This is a genomic window from Rhodobacter capsulatus (assembly GCF_005144475.1).
Classification (GTDB): Bacteria; Pseudomonadota; Alphaproteobacteria; order Rhodobacterales; family Rhodobacteraceae; genus Rhodobacter; species Rhodobacter capsulatus_C.
Map to the genome: position 1 here is coordinate 19,653 of NZ_SWJZ01000064.1, position 16,329 is coordinate 35,981.

The 16,329-nt window shown below is 65.7% G+C and carries 18 protein-coding genes; 5 read left to right on the forward strand and 13 right to left on the reverse strand.

What is annotated here, in order from left to right:
• Nucleotides 1–59: 59 nt before the first annotated feature.
• From ntrX to dusB, 5 genes are all read right to left on the reverse strand, one after another.
• A complete protein-coding gene (gene ntrX, locus FBT96_RS14700; protein ID WP_136907944.1) occupies nt 60–1,490 on the reverse strand; it encodes a nitrogen assimilation response regulator NtrX in 1,431 nt (476 codons plus the stop codon).
• A complete protein-coding gene (locus tag FBT96_RS14705; protein WP_136907946.1) occupies nt 1,487–3,736 on the reverse strand; it encodes a sensor histidine kinase NtrY-like in 2,250 nt (749 codons plus the stop codon). The genes ntrX and FBT96_RS14705 overlap by 4 nt, the downstream gene beginning before the upstream one ends.
• 76 nt (nt 3,737–3,812) lie before the next feature.
• Entirely contained in the window at nt 3,813–5,189 is a 1,377-nt protein-coding gene (locus FBT96_RS14710) for a response regulator (RefSeq protein ID WP_136907949.1), read from the reverse strand.
• 3 nt (nt 5,190–5,192) lie between these two features.
• Entirely contained in the window at nt 5,193–6,260 is a 1,068-nt protein-coding gene (locus FBT96_RS14715) for a two-component system sensor histidine kinase NtrB (RefSeq protein ID WP_055208392.1), read from the reverse strand.
• On the reverse strand, nt 6,257–7,231 hold the full coding sequence (dusB, locus tag FBT96_RS14720) for a tRNA dihydrouridine synthase DusB (RefSeq protein ID WP_136907951.1): 975 nt from the start codon (nt 7,229–7,231) through the stop codon (nt 6,257–6,259). Before dusB ends, FBT96_RS14715 begins: the two co-directional genes overlap by 4 nt.
• A gap of 192 nt (nt 7,232–7,423) precedes the next feature.
• Here dusB and FBT96_RS14725 point away from each other — a divergent pair, with 192 nt between their 5' ends.
• The 4 genes from FBT96_RS14725 (at nt 7,424) to FBT96_RS14740 (ending at nt 10,856) form a co-directional block, all read left to right on the forward strand.
• Nucleotides 7,424–8,563, forward strand: coding sequence for a bifunctional 2-C-methyl-D-erythritol 4-phosphate cytidylyltransferase/2-C-methyl-D-erythritol 2,4-cyclodiphosphate synthase (locus FBT96_RS14725; RefSeq protein WP_136907953.1), 1,140 nt, complete (start codon nt 7,424–7,426; stop codon nt 8,561–8,563).
• 1 nt (nt 8,564) lies between these two features.
• Nucleotides 8,565–9,059, forward strand: a complete 495-nt coding sequence (locus FBT96_RS14730) for a phosphatidylglycerophosphatase A family protein (RefSeq protein WP_136907955.1) — start codon at nt 8,565–8,567, stop codon at nt 9,057–9,059.
• On the forward strand, nt 9,056–9,523 hold the full coding sequence (locus FBT96_RS14735; RefSeq protein ID WP_136907957.1) for a CinA family protein: 468 nt from the start codon (nt 9,056–9,058) through the stop codon (nt 9,521–9,523). The genes FBT96_RS14730 and FBT96_RS14735 overlap by 4 nt, the downstream gene beginning before the upstream one ends.
• 154 nt (nt 9,524–9,677) lie before the next feature.
• Complete coding sequence (locus tag FBT96_RS14740) at nt 9,678–10,856, forward strand: ammonium transporter (protein ID WP_136907959.1); 1,179 nt, start codon at nt 9,678–9,680, stop codon at nt 10,854–10,856.
• 69 nt (nt 10,857–10,925) lie between these two features.
• Here FBT96_RS14740 and FBT96_RS14745 read toward each other — a convergent pair whose 3' ends face one another.
• Nucleotides 10,926–11,396, reverse strand: coding sequence for a type II toxin-antitoxin system RatA family toxin (locus tag FBT96_RS14745; RefSeq protein WP_136907961.1), 471 nt, complete (start codon nt 11,394–11,396; stop codon nt 10,926–10,928).
• A gap of 81 nt (nt 11,397–11,477) precedes the next feature.
• On the opposite strand from FBT96_RS14745, the gene hpt reads away from it, so the two are divergent.
• Nucleotides 11,478–12,026: a hypoxanthine phosphoribosyltransferase gene (gene hpt, locus FBT96_RS14750; RefSeq protein WP_136907963.1), complete on the forward strand. Its 549-nt coding sequence runs from the start codon at nt 11,478–11,480 to the stop codon at nt 12,024–12,026.
• 33 nt (nt 12,027–12,059) lie between these two features.
• On the opposite strand, the gene FBT96_RS14755 is transcribed toward hpt, so the two are convergent.
• The 7 genes from FBT96_RS14755 to secF form a co-directional block, all read right to left on the reverse strand.
• Nucleotides 12,060–12,590: a DsbE family thiol:disulfide interchange protein gene (locus FBT96_RS14755; RefSeq protein WP_136907965.1), complete on the reverse strand. Its 531-nt coding sequence runs from the start codon at nt 12,588–12,590 to the stop codon at nt 12,060–12,062.
• On the reverse strand, nt 12,583–12,741 hold the full coding sequence (gene ccmD / locus FBT96_RS14760) for a heme exporter protein CcmD (protein WP_136907967.1): 159 nt from the start codon (nt 12,739–12,741) through the stop codon (nt 12,583–12,585). The genes FBT96_RS14755 and ccmD overlap by 8 nt, the downstream gene beginning before the upstream one ends.
• Entirely contained in the window at nt 12,738–13,466 is a 729-nt protein-coding gene (locus tag FBT96_RS14765; RefSeq protein ID WP_136907969.1) for a heme ABC transporter permease, read from the reverse strand. Before FBT96_RS14765 ends, ccmD begins: the two co-directional genes overlap by 4 nt.
• Before the next feature lie 83 nt (nt 13,467–13,549).
• A complete protein-coding gene (gene ccmB / locus FBT96_RS14770) occupies nt 13,550–14,206 on the reverse strand; it encodes a heme exporter protein CcmB (protein ID WP_136907971.1) in 657 nt (218 codons plus the stop codon).
• A gap of 118 nt (nt 14,207–14,324) precedes the next feature.
• The gene (gene ccmA, locus FBT96_RS14775) at nt 14,325–14,969 is read right to left on the reverse strand and encodes a heme ABC exporter ATP-binding protein CcmA (protein WP_136907973.1); all 645 of its coding nucleotides are present in this window, start codon (nt 14,967–14,969) and stop codon (nt 14,325–14,327) included.
• Nucleotides 14,966–15,340 carry an Mth938-like domain-containing protein gene (locus tag FBT96_RS14780; RefSeq protein WP_136907975.1) on the reverse strand — a complete coding sequence of 125 codons (375 nt, stop codon included), beginning with the start codon at nt 15,338–15,340 and terminating at the stop codon, nt 14,966–14,968. The genes ccmA and FBT96_RS14780 overlap by 4 nt, the downstream gene beginning before the upstream one ends.
• Complete coding sequence (gene secF / locus FBT96_RS14785; RefSeq protein WP_136907977.1) at nt 15,327–16,328, reverse strand: protein translocase subunit SecF; 1,002 nt, start codon at nt 16,326–16,328, stop codon at nt 15,327–15,329. Before secF ends, FBT96_RS14780 begins: the two co-directional genes overlap by 14 nt.
• Nucleotide 16,329: the final 1 nt, after the last annotated feature.

Here is a 16,329-nt window from a genome sequence, read left to right on the forward strand (position 1 = left end):
ATTGACGTTTCCTGTCGCCCGCGGGGCGCAGTCGGGGGCCAATCGGTGGCCTTGCGGCCTCAGACCTCGTCGCCCGCGGTCTCGATGTCGTCCTCTTCGGCCTCGTCGAAGCCCGCCCCGCCGCGCCCCGATTTCGCCGAGGTGACGACGCCGAGCGATTTCAGCTTGCGGTGCAGCGCCGAGCGTTCCATGCCGACAAAGGCCGCCGTGCGCGAGATGTTGCCGCCAAAGCGGTTGATCTGCGTCAGCAGATATTCGCGTTCGAACAGCTCGCGCGCCTCGCGCAGCGGCAGCGACGCGAGCTGACCGCCGAGCACGATCCGCCCCTCTTCGGGCAGGGCTGCATTGCCCGGCAGCTCGCGTGCCTCGATCGGCCCGGTGCCATCGCCCAGGATCAGCACCCGCTCGATCACGTTGCGCAATTCGCGGATGTTGCCCGGCCAGTCCATCGTCTGCAGGCTGGCCACCGCTTCCTCGGACAGCGGCCGCAGCGCCAGGCCCTGGGTGCGGTTGAACACCTCGATGAAATGACCCGCGACCAGCGGCACATCCTCGCGCCGCTCGGAGAGCGAGGGCACGGCGATCGGCACCACATTGAGCCGGTCGTAAAGTTCCTGCCGGAACCGCCCGGCGGCGATTTCGGCGGTCAGGTTGCGCGTGGTCGAGGAAATCACCCGCAGATCGACCCGCACCTTGTCGGAGCCGCCGACGCGGGTGAACTGCTGTTCCGTCAGCACGCGCAGGATCTTCGATTGCGTGCCCAAGGGCATCTCGGCCACTTCGTCGAAATAGATTACCCCGCCATGGGCTTGTTCCAGAAGGCCTTTTTCAATTCCGCGTTCCGGGGTTTCGCGGCCGAACAGCACCTCTTCCATGCGCTCGGGGGCGATCGTCGCGGAATTCACCGTCACGAAAGCCGCCGCCGCCCGGGTCGAATGCTGGTGGATGTAACGCGCCGCCGATTCCTTGCCCGAGCCGGGATCGCCCGTCAGCATCACCCGCCCGTTCGATTTCGTCACCTTGTCGAGCTGGTCCTTCAGCCGCCGGAACGCCGCGGAATTGCCGATCATCTCGCCCGAATGCAGATCCCGCCGCCGCAGGCTGGAATTTTCCCGCCGCAACCGGCTGGTTTCCATCGCCCGCGAGATCACCACCATCAGCTGGTCGATGTTGAAGGGCTTCGAGATGAAATCATAGGCGCCCTGCTTGATCGCGGCGACCGCGATCTCGATGTTGCCATGCCCCGAGATGATGATGATCGGAATGTCCGGGTTGTCGCGTTTCACCGTCTTCAGGATGTCGATGCCGTCCATCCGGCTGTCCTTCAGCCAGATGTCGAGGATCATCAGCGCCGGGGCCTCGGCGTTGATCGCCTCCATGCAGGCGTCGGAATTGGCCGCCGTCCGTGTCGCATAGCCCTCGTCCTTGAGGATGTCGGCGATCAGGTCGCGGATGTCCTTTTCGTCATCGACGATGAGAATGTCGCTCATGGCTCACTATCCTTGATGGCGCGCAGCCCGGATCGGGCGCGGGGCAGTCTGATTTCGGCACAGGCGCCCGGACGGGCGCCCTCGGCAAAGGCGGGCGCATCGGTCAGAGCCAACATGCCGCCGTGTTCCTCGATGATCTTCTTGACGATCGACAGGCCAAGCCCGGTGCCCTTGGCGCGGGTCGTGACATAGGGCTCGAAGAGCCGCGCCCGGTCGGGCGGCAGGCCGATGCCATTGTCCATGATCCGGATCTCGACCGCCTCGGGCTCGACCCTCAGGCTGACGCGGACCTGCGGCGCGTAGCCCTCGGGGGCGCCCTTCTCGATCAGGCTTTCGATCGCCTCGCCGGCGTTCTTGATCAGATTGGTCAGCGCCTGGGAAATCATCGTCGCATCGAGTTCGACCACCACCGGCGCCTCGGGCAGATCGGCGGTCAGCTTCGCCCCGTGCAGCGAGCCTTCCTGCAACAGCACCGCATCGCGGGTCAGGGCCACGATGTCATGATCGCGCCGGTCGGGTTCCGGCATCCGGGCAAAGCGCGAAAATTCATCGACGATCCGGCGCAGATCGTCGGTCTGGCGGATGATCACCCCGGTCAGTTGCGCCAGCGCCTCGGCCTCTTCGGGGGCGATCTGCCGGGTGAACTTGCGCTTGATCCGCTCGGCCGAAAGCTGGATCGGCGTCAGCGGGTTCTTGATCTCATGCGCGATCCGCCGCGCCACGTCGCCCCAGGCCGCCATCCTTTGCGCCGAGACCAGCTCGGTCACGTCGTCAAAGGCCACCACATAGCCCTCGCGCTGCCCCGAGGCCCGCCGCTCGGCCATCCGCACCAGCAGGCTTTCCAGCCGCCCCTCGCGGGAAACCCGCACCTCTTCTTGCACGACCGCATGCAGACCGTCCTGCAACTTCTGGAAAAGAGAGGCGAATTCCGGAACGGCCTCGGCCAGCGGACGATCGGTGTCGCGCGCGGCGGCCAGCTTCAGGATCCGCACCGCCGAGGGGTTGAGAAAGTCGATCCGCCCCTCGGCATCCAGCCCGATCACCCCCGAAGTGACCGAGGAGAGCACGGAATCGAACATCCGGCGCTGCTCGTCGGTTTCGCGGTGCGAGGCCACCAGTTCGGCGCGCTGCCCCTTGAGCTGGCCGGTCATCCGGTTGAAGACCTGCCCCAGCGTGGCGATTTCGTCATCGCCCTCTTCCTCGATCACCCGCGCGTCCAGATCGCCCGCGCCGACGCGCTCGGCCGCCGCCGCCAACCGCCCGATCGGCCGCGACAGACGTTCGGCAAACCACAGCCCCGCCCAGATCGCCGCCAGGATCAGGATCAGCGCGAAACCGACATAGATCAGCCCGAATTCGAACAGCACCCGCCCGCGCGAGGTCTCAAGCTGTTGATAAAGATGGACAGTTTCGCGCGTATTGTCGAGCAGCGACAGGATCTGGCCATCGACCGCGCGCGAGACATAGAGATAGCGGTCGACATAGGCATCGAGCTTGATCAGCGCCCGGAATTCCGAATTCGACCAATCCTCGATCAGGACGGTGTCGCCCTTGGCCGCCGCGACCACCTTTTCCGGCGCCGGGGTTTCATAGTCGAAAAGATAAGAGCGATCGCCGCGGGCGATGATCGCGGCGCCGCCATCGATCACATAGGCTTCCTTCAGCCCGCGCTGAATCCCCTGCTGCCCCGCCACCAGCCATTCGCGCAGATCGCCGTCATCGGCAAAGGTCGCCGCCTGACGGCGCAGGTTGAGAAACCCGGCCAGCGCCCCGGCATCCTGCACCAGATCGTGGCGGTGTTCCTCCTGATAGGCTTCGGCGGCCGACAGCGAGGTGCCGACGACCGAGCGCACCCGGTCGGAAAACCAGCCTTCAAGCCCGATATTGACGGTCAGCCCGGCAAACAGCGCCACCAGCACGGTCGGCACCAGCGCGATCCCGGCAAAGACCCCGGTCAGCCGCAATGTCAGCCGCGAGCCCGTCGCCCGCACCCGCCGCGCCGCCATCATCTGCGTCAGCCGCAGCAGAATCAGCCCGGCCAGAACGAGGAAGTAGATGAAGTCGCCCAAAAGCGTCAGCCGCAGCGCGATGCTGTCGGCGCCCTGCCCCAAAGGCCCCAGCACGACAAAGGTGATGATCGCCAGCGCCGGGCCCAGCACCGCAAGGCCAAAGACGAAGCCGCTTTGCACCCGGCGCTGGCGCCGCAGCCGCGCCAGCTTCTCCCAAGCTGAGCCACTCCTCGTCATGGACACGACGGGTCCCCCGGTTCTCCGCCGCGGCGAATCCCGTGAGGTGGATTTGCCACAATTACCTGTGGCCTATTTACATCAGTTTGCGCCGCCTTGTCACCTGAATATCCAGATCGGTGATCTTTTTGCGCAAGGTATTGCGGTTGATCCCCAAAAGATCGGCACATTTGGCCTGGTTGCCGCCGGTGGCATCCAGCGCGATCTCGATCAGCGGCGCTTCCATCTCCGCCAGAATCCGGTCGTAAAGCCCGGGCGGCGGCAGGTTGCCGCCATGCAGATCGAAGTAGCGCCGCAGATGCCGGGCGATCGAGGCGGAGAGTTTCTCGCCCTCGCCGCCCGCGCCGCGCAGCGGCTCGACCGCGGGCTGGTTGCCCAGAACGAATTCCACCTCGGCGCGGGTGATCTCCTCCTCGGACGCCGTCACGACGAGCCGCCGCACGGTGTTTTCCAGCTGGCGCACATTGCCCGGCCAGGCATAGGCGCGCACCAGCCCCATCGCCTCGACCGAGAAGCGGCGCATGCCCAGACCGTCGCGCTCGGCCCGGCCCAGGAAATGTTCGGCCAGAAGCGGAATGTCCTCGACCCGCTCGCGCAGCGCGGGCACGGCCAGCGTCACCCCGCCCAGACGGTAGTAAAGATCCTGCCGGAACCGGCCCGCCTCCATCAGCGCGCCCAGATCGACCTGGGTCGTCGCCATGATCCGCGGCGCGGGATCGGGCAGCGCATCGAGCATCCGCACGATCCGGCCCTGGGTCTCGTCGTCGTAATCGCCGACCTCGTCGAAGACGAGCGAGCCGCCCTTGACGCGCGCCAAAAGGCTGGAGGGCCCGTCCGCCCCCAGCAGATCGGCCGCCTGCGCCACCACGAAGGGCAGCGTGCGACGGTCGGAGAAATCGTGAATCGCCTTTGCGATCAGGGATTTGCCGGTGCCGGATTCGCCCATGATCATCACCGGCAGATCGGCATTCATCACCCGCGCCACCAGCCGGTAAAGCGCCTGCATCGCCGCCGTGCGCCCGACCAGCGGCAGATCGGTGCCCTCGGGGCGCGAGGTCTCGATCACCTTCGGCACCACCTGCGCGCGGCGTTTCAGTTCCAGCGCGCGCGCCGCCCGTTTCATCAGATCGGGCAGATCGAAGGGCTTGGGCAGATAGTCGTAAGCGTCGGCCTCGGCCGCCTGAATCGCCGTCATGATGGTGTTTTGCGCCGAGATCACGATCACCGGCAGGCCCGGCCGTTCCCGCGCGATCCGCGGCAGCGCCTCGAGCCCGTTGCCGTCGGGCATGACCACATCCGAGATCACCAGATCGCCCTTGCCCTCCTCGACCCAGCGCATCAGCGTCATCAGGGACGCCGTCGCATGGACCTTGCAGCCGGCGCGGGTCAGCGCCTGGGTCAGAACGGTGCGGATCGTGCGGTCGTCATCGGCGACGAGAACGGTGCCATCCATCTGTCAAAGCTCCTTCGGGGCGACGGGCAAGGAAATGCGGAACAGGGTGCGGCCAGGGGCGCTTTCGACGCTGACCCAGCCGTTGTGTTCGGAGATGATCTTCGACACGAGCGCCAGGCCAAGGCCGGTGCCGTTCTCGCGTCCGGAAACAAAGGGCTCAAAGATCGAGCTGGCAAGATCGGCGGGAATGCCCGGACCGTCGTCGATCACCTCGACCTGCAGCGGCAGCCGCTGCCCGCCGCCATCGGGCCGCCGCAGCCGCAGCGCATAATCGTAAAAGGTGCGCAGCCGGATCGTGCCTTGCCCCTTCGCGGCCTCAGAGGCGTTCTTCAGAAGGTTCAGGAACACCTGTGTCAGCTGATCGGCATCGCCGAGCGTCGGCGGCAGCGAGGGGTCGTAATCCTCGACGATCAGCATATGCGCGCCAAAGCCGACGCCCGCAGATTTCCGTGCCCGATCAAGCACATCGTGGACGTTCACCGGTTTCATCTCGGGCGGGCGGACATTGCCGAACTGCTCGACCTGTTCCAGCAGTTTCACGATGCGGCGGGTTTCATCGACGATCAGATCGGTCAGCTCCAGATCCTCGCCCGACAGCCCCATCGACAGAAGCTGCGCCGCCCCGGCAATCCCCGCCAGCGGGTTCTTGATCTCATGCGCCAGCATCTCGGCCATGCCGATCGCCGAGCGCGCGGCCGATTTCACCATGCTGGCGCGGCCCAGCCGATCGGCGATTTCGCGCGGCGAAATCAGCAGCAGCACCGTTTCCGGATCATCGGCGATCGGCGCGGCCTGCAGGTTGCACTGCACCGGCGCGCGTTCGCCCGTGGTCAGATCGACATCGTTGACGAACAATGCCGAGCGGTTCTTGCGCACGCGGGCGAAAATCTCTTCCAGCGGCGCGGAAATCGCCAGCCGCTCGCCCAGGGCCTGGCCCTTGAGCGCGCGGGCCGAAAGGTTGAGGAAAAGTTCCGCCGCCGGGTTGATCTCGATGACCCGGTCGTTGACGTCAAGCATCAGCGCGGGCAGCGGCAGCGAGTTCCAGATGATGCCGGGCGGGGGCAGGTTCATGCGGCCTCCCTGTCGGAAAAGGCGCTGCGGATCAGCGCGAGCGTGGCGGCGGGATCGGTTGCGCGCATCATCTCGGCGCGCAGCGGCGCGGCGGCGGCCTCGGCATACCAGCCCAGATGCTTGCGCGCGATGCGCAAGCCCAGATCGCGGCCGTAAAAACTGAGGATCGCCTCGTAATGCTCTGACACGAAGTCGGAAAATTCGGATCCCACCGGAAGCTTCGGAACCGCCGTGCCAAACAGCGCCGCGGCGATCTGCGCCAAGCGCCAAGGTGCCCCCTGCGCGCCGCGCCCCACCATGACACCCGCCGCCCCGCTGTGATCGAGCGCCGCCCGCGCCGAGGCGGCATCGACGATATCGCCATTCGCCACCACCGGCACCGAGACCGCCTGCCGGATCGCGGCAATCGCCCGCCAATCCGCCGCACCGGTGTAAAACTGCATCCGCGTGCGGCCGTGAATGACGATCATCTTCACCCCCGCAGCTTCGGCCCGGGCGGCGATCTCGGCCGCGTTCAGCTGATCGCTGTCCCAACCCAGCCGCATTTTCAGCGTCACCGGCAGATCGACCGCGCCCACCACCGCCTCGATCAGCCGCAGCGCGTGATCGGGATTGCGCATCAGCGCCGCGCCCGAAAGCCCGCCCGTCACCTTTTTCGCCGGACAGCCCATGTTGATGTCGATGAGTTCCGCGCCCATGTCGGCGACGATCTTCGCCGCCTCGGCCATCGGCGCCGCCTCGCGGCCCGCCAGCTGCACCGAGGTCGGCAGCCCCGCCGTCAGTTCCGCCTGCGCCTTCGCCCGGACCGAGGGCTTGGCGGTCAGCATCTCTCCGCTTGCGACCATCTCGGAGACGACGAGCCCGGCGCCGAACCGCGCCACCATGCGCCGGAACGGCAGATCGGTGATGCCGGCCATCGGCGCCAGAAGCACCGGAGGGTCGAGGCGAAGGCTGTCGAGGCGGATCGTCACTTGGTCTCTCTCTTGCAACTGCTCAAGGAAGTAGCGACCGGCGGCGGGAATCACAATTGCGTCCGGTGATCTGACCCATCACAGGGGCGGGAAAATCGGCAGTTGCACAAATTAAAGGCAATCAGCTGCGGCTCTGTGTGCATTGCACCCGCGCGGCGCATGTCCTAAGCCTTTGGCAAGCAAGGAGGCATCATGGCGGTTGCGGTGATCATCGTCGCGGCGGGTCGCGGCACGCGGGCGGGCGAAGGCCTGCCGAAACAATGGCGCGAGCTGGCCGGGCGGCCGGTTCTGGCGCAGACGGTTGCGGCTTTCGCCGGGCTGGGCCGGATTCTGGTGGTGCTGCATCCCGACGACATGGGGCTTGGCATGGATCTGCTGGGCGGCTCGGTCGTGCTGGTCGCGGGGGGCGCGACGCGGTCGGAAAGCGTGAAGAACGCGCTGGAGGCGCTGGAAGGCTCGGATGTGACGCGCGTCCTGATCCATGACGGCGCAAGGCCGCTGGTTCCGGCTTCTGTGACCGCGGCGGTTCTCTCGGCGCTCGACACCACGCCGGGGGCTGCGCCCGCGCTGGCGGTGACCGATGCGCTTTGGCGCGGCGAGGCCGGTCTGGTGGCGGGCACGCAGGATCGCGAGGGGCTTTACCGCGCCCAGACGCCGCAGGGCTTCCGTTTCCCCGAGATTCTGGCCGCGCACCGGGCCCATCCGGGCGGTGCCGCCGATGATGTCGAGGTCGCCCGTCACGCGGGGCTTTCCGTGGCGATCGTTCCGGGGCATGAAGACAATCTGAAGATCACCTATGCGCCGGATTTCGCCCGCGCCGAGGCGATCCTGCGCGAAAGAAAGGGGCTGACGATGGATGTGCGACTGGGCAACGGCTATGATGTGCACGCCTTTTGCGAGGGCGATCATGTGGTGCTGTGCGGGGTGAAGGTGCCGCATGTGAAAGCGCTTCTGGGTCATTCCGACGCCGATGTCGGCATGCATGCGCTGACCGACGCGATCTATGGCGCGCTGGCCGAGGGCGATATCGGCCGTCACTTCCCGCCCTCCGATCCGCAATGGAAAGGCGCGGCGAGCTGGATCTTTCTGGATCACGCCGCGAAACTGGCGAAGTCGCGCGGCTTCCGCATCGGCAATGCCGATGTGACGCTGATCTGCGAACGACCCAAGGTCGGTCCGCATGCGGGCGCGATGGCGGCGGAACTTGCCCGGATCATGGAGATCGAGCCCTCGCGCGTGTCGGTCAAGGCCACGACCTCGGAGCGGCTGGGCTTCACCGGGCGCGAGGAAGGCATCGCCTCGATCGCCACCGTGACGCTGATCGGCGCGTGAGATGACAGCCCGCTGGCTGCAGGCCATCACCACCTTCGGCTTCGTCGGCCGGTTGCGCCCGGCGCCGGGCACCTGGGGCACGGCGGCGGGTCTTGCGCTGCTTTGGGCGGTCGAGCGCTTTGCCGGATTTGGCCCGCTTGTGGCGGCAACGGCTGTGATCACGGCCTTGGGCTTTTGGGCGGTGGCGCGTGAACTGCGCGACCGCCCGGGCGAGGACCCGTCGGAAATCGTCATCGACGAGGTGGCGGGCATCGGCGTCGCGCTGATCTTCCCCGCCGCCGGGTTCTGGATGCGGGACATGTCGATGGTCTGGCCGGGTCCGGTGGCGGCCTTCCTGTTCTTCCGGCTGTTCGACATCTGGAAGCCCTGGCTTGTCGGCCGCGCCGACCGTCGCGGCGATGCGGCGGGGGTGATGCTCGACGATCTCTGGGCGGGGCTTTTTGCGGGCATCTGCACCGTGATCGCGGCCGGTCTCTGGCACGGGTTCCTCCGATGATCGCCGTGGAAGTGCTTGATATGGCGCGTGAAAAGGGAATTCGCATTGCCGCGGCCGAAAGCTGCACCGGCGGCATGGTCGCCGTGGCCTTGACCGAGATCCCCGGATCGTCAAGCGTCTTCGAGCGCGGTTTTGTCACCTATTCGAACGCCGCCAAGGTCGAGATGCTGGGGGTCCTGCCCGCAACGCTGGACGCCTTTGGCGCGGTTTCCGAGCAGGTCGCCCGCGAAATGGCCGAAGGTGCGCTTGCCCGTTCCGCCGCCGATCTCGCCGTGTCGATCACCGGCATCGCAGGCCCCGGCGGCTCGGACTTCAAACCCGAGGGCCGGGTCTGTTTCGGCCTTGCCCGGCGCGGCGGTGAGACGCGGACCGAAACCCAGGAGTTCGGTGCCCTTGGCCGGTCCGCGGTCCGCGCGAAATCCCGCGATCACGCCCTGTCGCTGCTGGCCGCGGCACTTTCGTAACCTGCCGCAAATCACGGCTTGGCGCAACAATTGCGCCCAATCCTTCAGCAACAAGAATACGCCCATGAATTAAGCGCATATCGCCGCCACGCGCGCCTTTTCACGGCGGTTTCGGCATGCTTCGCCGCTGCCAAACCGACGAGGAGGATTCGGGATGAACGGGGCAGATACCGCCTGGGTCAGCATGGCGACGGCACTCGTGCTGTTGATGACGCTGCCGGGCCTTGCGCTTTTCTATGGCGGGCTGGTGCGGGCCCGCAGTGTGCTGTCAATTTTCATGCAGTGCTTCGCGCTCGCGGCGGCGATGAGCCTTCTGTGGCTGCTGGCAGGGTATTCGATCGCCTTTGGCGATGTCGGCGGCGTCTGGGGCGGCCTGTCGCGTCTGGGGATGATCGGCGTCACGGCCGACAGCCTGCGCGGCACCCTGCCCGAGATTCTGTTCTTCGCCTTCCAGATGACCTTTGCTGTGATCACACCGGCGTTGATCCTTGGCGCCTTTGTCGAGCGGGTGAATTTCTGGTGGGTCTTCACCTTTTCGGCGGTCTGGATGCTGCTGGTCTATGCGCCGGTCGCGCATTGGATCTGGGGGGCGGGCTTTCTGTCGGATGGCGGGATCTTCGGCGACAAGGGCACGCGGGATTTTGCGGGCGGCATCGTCGTGCATGAAACCGCCGCTTTGGCGGCCCTGCTGCTGGCCGTGATGATCGGGCCGCGCCGCAACCGCCACACCCCGCCGCACAACCCCGGCATGGTCGCGATTGGCGCGGGGCTTCTTTGGGTCGGCTGGTTCGGCTTCAACGGCGGCTCGGAACTGGCCGCCGACGGCACGGCCGCCATGGCGATCACCGCCACGCATCTGAGCGCCGCCGCCGCCTCGCTGTCGTGGATGTTCTGGGAGCGGATCAAGTTCGGCCGTGCCTCGCTTGTGGGCATCGTCACCGGCGCGATCGCCGGCCTTGCCTCGGTGACACCCGCTTCGGGCTATGTCTCGCCGCTGCAGGCGGTGATTATCGGCACGGTTGCGGGGATTCTGTGCCAGGAATCGGTGCTGATCGTGCGCGAACGGCTGAAACTGGACGATTCTCTCGATGTCTTCGCCGTGCATGGCGTCGGCGGCATCTTCGGGACGATCATGGTGGCGGTTTATGGTGCAGCAAGTTTTACCGCACAGTTCGGGGCGCTCATCATCGTCGGCCTTTATACGATCGCGCTGACCTGGGGCATCGCCCGTGCGGTGGCGCTAGTCTTTCCGATGCGCGTCGACAAGGAATCAGAGACCAACGGTCTGGACATCTCGACCCATGGCGAGCGCGCCTACGACTTGAACTCCTGATCGCAAGCCCTTGTAAAAAAAGAAAGGCCGCCAAGAGCGGCCTTTTTCATCAACCTGCGTCACACAGGCTCAGCTCTGCACGCGTCCGGACCAGCCGTAAAGCGCGATGGCCCGATCTTCGAAGGCCTTCACGATCATCCGCATCGCCTGATCGAAGACGATCCCGATAACCCCCTGCAGCAGCGCGTTCTTGAATTCGAAATCGACGAAGAAATCGACCTCGCAGCCGCCCGGCCGATCCGAGAACTGCCACCAGGAATGCATGTGCTTGAACGGCCCGTCGAGATATTGCGTATCGACGCGGAAGTTGTCGGGGTCCAGCACGACGCGCGAGCCGAAGCGCTCGCGGAACACCTTGAACGAGATCACCAGATCCGCTTCCATCAATTCGGTGCCCGGACGCGGTCCGGGTTTGCGGGCGCGGATGCGGGCCGCGGAATTCCAGGGCAAGAACTCGGGATAGCGCGCGACATCGGCCACAAGCGCATACATCTGCGCCGCCGAATAGGGCATCATACGCTGTTCGGTGTGCCGCGGCATCGTGCCCGTCTCCCTTTTCCCGCGCTTCTTCTTGCGATAAAGCAACCGAATTGCAAGGGCCGAGAGGCCGCAGGAGGAACGATGTCGCAAGACGGTTACGTAATCGACCAGATGATCTCGGCCAAAGCCATCGCGGCCCGGGTCGAGGCGCTTGGCGCCGAAATCACCGAGGCCTTCAAGGACACCGACCGTCTGGTGGTGGTGGGGCTGTTGCGCGGCTCCTTCGTCTTCATCGCCGATCTGATCCGCGAGATCGGCGTGCCCTGCGAGGTCGATTTCCTCGAAGCCTCAAGCTATGGGAATGAAACGACTTCCACCAGAGAGGTTCGCGTTCTCAAGGACTTGCGCGGCACAATTGGCGGGCGTGACGTGCTGGTCGTGGAAGATATCGTCGACACAGGGCATACGATTTCGAAGGTGATGGAAATGCTGCGCGCCCGCGCGCCGCGGCGGATCGAATGCTGTGCCATGCTCGACAAGCCGTCGCGACGCGAGGTCGATGTGAAAGCGCGCTGGACCGGCTTCGACATCCCCGACGAATTCGTCGTCGGCTACGGGCTCGATTATGCGCAAAACCACCGCAACCTGCCGTTCATCGGCACGGTCCGTTTCACGGATCCGCAGAAGTGATCACAGCCCGGCGGCAATCCGGGCGCCTGCACCTCATTCCCCCGCGCCAGCGAGGAGCGGGTCTATCTTGCTTGTGATCACATCCTCGGTCAGCGGCCCGGCGATGCGGGTCAGGATACGTCCCGCGCCATCGACCAGAAAGGTTTCCGGAACGCCCGCCACGCCCCAGTCCAGCCCCATCCGGTTGCCGGGATCGGCGCCAAGCTTCGTATAGGGACTGCCCATCTCGGCCAGGAACCCCTGTGCCTTGTCGGGTGTATCCTTCCAGTTCACACCCATAATCTCGACCCCGTCCTGTTTCAGGCCGATCAGATTCGGATGTTCGACCCGACAGGGCGCACACCAGGAGGCCCAGAAGTTCACCAGCTTGATCTTGCCATCGCGCAGATCGGCATCGGTGAAGGGCACCTCCGCGCCCAGGGGCTGCAGCTGAACTGCGGGCGCCTCCTTGCCGGCAAGCGCGGTGGGCATGGCATTCGGGTCATTTTGCTGCATCGCAAAGAATCCCGCGCCCACAAAGCCCGCCATCACCAGCAGCGGCAGAAACATCAAGGGCTTAGCCATCGTTCTTCATCCGTTCTTCCTGCGCCTTCAGCGCCCGTTTCACCTGCGCGCCGCGGATCAGCGTGGCCGCGATCAGCCCCGCCAACAGCACCAGCGTCACCCCCCAGGAGGCAAGGATGGTGACAGCGTATTTTCCGAACTCCGGCATCATGCCATGCGCTCCCTCTGCTCCAATGCCTTGAGACGACGGGCCCGAATCTCGGTGCGGGTGCGCAACAGCAGCAGCGTCACGAACAAAAGCCCGAACCCGATGATCGAAAGCACCAGGGGCTGCCAATAAACATCCGCAATGTGCTCTTCCTTGTCGAGGCTGAGTGTCGAACCCTGATGCAAACCCTGATTCCAGAAGATTGCCGCATAGCGCGAGAGCACCGCAAAGACCGAGCCCACAAGACACAACACCCCGGTCAGATCGGCCGCGGTATCGGGCGTGTCGATCGCTTCCCACAGCGCCATGTAGCCCAGATAGAACAGGAACAGAATCAGGAACGAGGTCAGCCGCGGGTCCCATTCCCACCACGTCCCCCACATCGGCTGGCCCCAGAACGCGCCGGTGATCAGCGCGATCAGCGTCATCACCATGCCGATCGGTGCCGCGGCCCTCGCGGCCAGCGCCGAGACATGATGACGCCGGATCAGCCAGATCAGCGAGGCGACAAGCATCATCACCCAGATGTTGATCGCCAGCGTCGCCGCCGGAACATGGACATAGATCACCTTCACCGTCGCGCCGAACTCGGCTGCGACCGGGGTGAAGAAGAACCCCCAGACGAGCCCCGGCACCAGTGTCAGAACCGTGGCCCCCACGACCCAGGGCAAAAGCCGGCCCGAAGTCTGCATGAACTTGACCGGGTTTGCATAGTCCCAGATCGACATCGGCTCTCCTCCCTCTCGCGTCCCGTCGGACATGTCACGCTTTGCCACGGCGCGGATTGACTCGCATCAAGCTGGACTACGTCTCACCGCAAATTGACCCGGATCGCCGCCGCCGAGGCAAAGGGCACCAAAGCCACCGTGGCCGCCGTGATCCCCGCCAGCATCGCCAGCGGCACCTGCGTCGCCATGCCCTCGGCGCCGCGCCGCACCAGCTCGGCGCCAAAGATCAGCGTCGGCACATAAAGCGGCAGCACCAGCAGCGACAACAGCAACCCGCCGCGCTTCAGCCCCACCGTCAGCGCCGCGCCGAAGGTGCCCAGCACCGACAGCGCCGGGGTGCCCAGAAGCAGCGACACCTCGAGCCAGAGATAGGCGGGCGCGGGCAGATGCAGCAGCACGGCAAAAAGCGGCGCCGCCAGAACCAGCGGCAGGCCGGTGGTGATCCAATGCGCCAAGGCCTTGATCGTCACCACCGCTTCCAGCGGGATCGGCGCGGTGGCCAGCAGATCGAGCGAGCCATCCTCGAAATCGAGCGCGAAGATCCGGTCCAGCGACAGCAGACAGGCCAGCAAGGCGCCAAGCCAGAGGATGCCGCTGGCAATCCGGGCGAGAATCTCCCCCTGCGGACCGACACCGAACGGCACCAGCGTCACCACGATCAGGAAAAACGCCAGCCCGAGCCCGAAGCCGCCCCCGGCGCGGATCGCCAGCCGCAGATCCCGCGACAAAAGCGCCCTCATGGCGAAACCCTCCGCCCGCGGCCGATGTCGGCAAGCGCGTATTTGACCCAAGAAAAAGCCATGCGGTTTCTTCTTGGCGCAAATACGCCCTGACGCGGCAGGATCCGGGGGCCACGGCTCACAGGAAGGCCCCGTCAAAGTCATGATCGAAGGCGCTGCGATGGCCGCCCGCCTCGGGCGGACGCGCCTTGAACGGCGCAAGATCCAGAACCTTGGCCTCGGACAGGCCCAGATCGATATGCGTCGCCATCAGCGCCGCCCCGCCCGTCCCCAGATGCGCCCGCACCGCTTCGGCAAAAAGCGCGACCGAGGCCGCATCCAGCGACACCGTCGGTTCATCCAGCACCCAGACCGGACGCCCGGTGACCAGAAGCCGCGCCAGACCCAGCCGACGCTTCTGCCCGGCCGAAAGGCTTGCGGCGGTGCGGTGTTCGAGCGCGCGCAGATTCATCTGCGCCAGCGCCGTCTCGACGCTCTCGGTCGCGTAGATCGCGGCCCAGAACTGCAGGTTTTCGCGCACCGACAGCGTCGCCTTCAGCCCGTCGGCATGGGCCGCATAGGCCATCGACTCGGGCGGCATCGAGATCCGACCGGCCAGAGGCGGCTGCAGACCGGCCAGCGTGCGCAGAAGCGTCGTCTTGCCGATCCCGTTCGGGCCGCGCAGCACCAGCGCATGGCCCGAAGCCAGCGAAAAGCTCACCCCCTCCAGCACGGCAAGACCGCCCCGGCTGACAGTGAGCTGATCGACGGCGAGCAGCGTCATGCCGTCGGCACCGTGCCCGGCATCGGCAAAAGGGCGGCGCCGACGCGGCGGCCCTCGGACAGAAGCACATTGTAGTGGCGCGCCGCAGAGGGCGTGGACATCGGTTCGGCCATCACCCCGAGCGCTTCAAGGTCAACCTGCAAGCCCTTGGGAAGATGGGCGATATCCGCGCCCATCCCGCACAGCAGCAGATCCACCTGCCCCGCCAGCGCGCGCAGCGCGTCAAGATCGTCGAAGCCGGTCCAGAGCGTCGCCGCCTCGGCGCGGATCAGAAGGCCGCCCCGATGCACCGCCCCGGCGATGCGGAAAAAGCCCGGCCCGTAACCGTCGATCGGCAGCGCCGATCCGAAGCCCGCCTCACGGCTTTGCATCTTGCGCCCCGCCGGAGAAGAACTTGTCCGAAGGGTCCTTCTTTTCCTTGTTCCGGTCGAGACCGATGAACAGCACGATGTTCTTCGCCACATAGACCGAGGAATAGGTGCCGGTGAACACCCCCCAGACCATGGCGAAGACGAAGCCGCGGATCACGTCGCCGCCCCAGATCAGCATCGGCACCAGCGCCAGAAGCGTCGTCATGCCAGTCATCACGGTGCGCGAGAGGGTTTCGTTGACCGACAGGTTCATCACGTCGCGCAGCGGCATCGTCTTGTATTTGATCAGGTTTTCGCGCAGCCGGTCAAAGACGACAACGGTGTCGTTGATCGAATAGCCGGTGATCGTCAAAAGCGCCGCCACCGTGGTCAGGTCGAACTTCAGCTGCAGCACGGCGAAAAGCCCGACGGTCAGCAGCACGTCATGCACCAGCGCCACCACGGCGCCGAGCGCGAATTGCCATTCGAACCGGACCCAGATGTAGAACATGATCACCACGGTCGCCGCCAAAAGCGACCAGACCGCGGTCCAGACCAGCTCGCCCGAGACCTTGGGGCCGACGGATTCAAACGAGGTGATCTTCAGCGCCGGATCGACCGAGGTCAGCGCGGTCTCGACCTTGTTCACCAGCTCCTGGCCCTGCGCGCCCTGCCCCTCGGCGCCCTGACCATCCCCCTGCATCTGGATGCGGATCATCGCCACATGCTGATCGGCGCGGAAGCTGGGATCGCGCACCTCGGAGATGATCACGTCGCCCAGATCCAGCGGCTCCAGCGCGGCGCGATAGACGCCGACATCGACCGCCGTCGTGGATTCGGTGCGGATCGTCGTGCCGCCCTTGAAATCGATGCCGAAGTTCAGCCCGATCACCAGCGGCAGGATCACCGAGGCGATCATCAGCACGACGGCGGCGCCGAAGGTCGCCCATTGCCAGCGGAAAAAGTCGAAGTTGGTCTTTTCGGGAACCAGTTTCAGACGGAAAGCCATG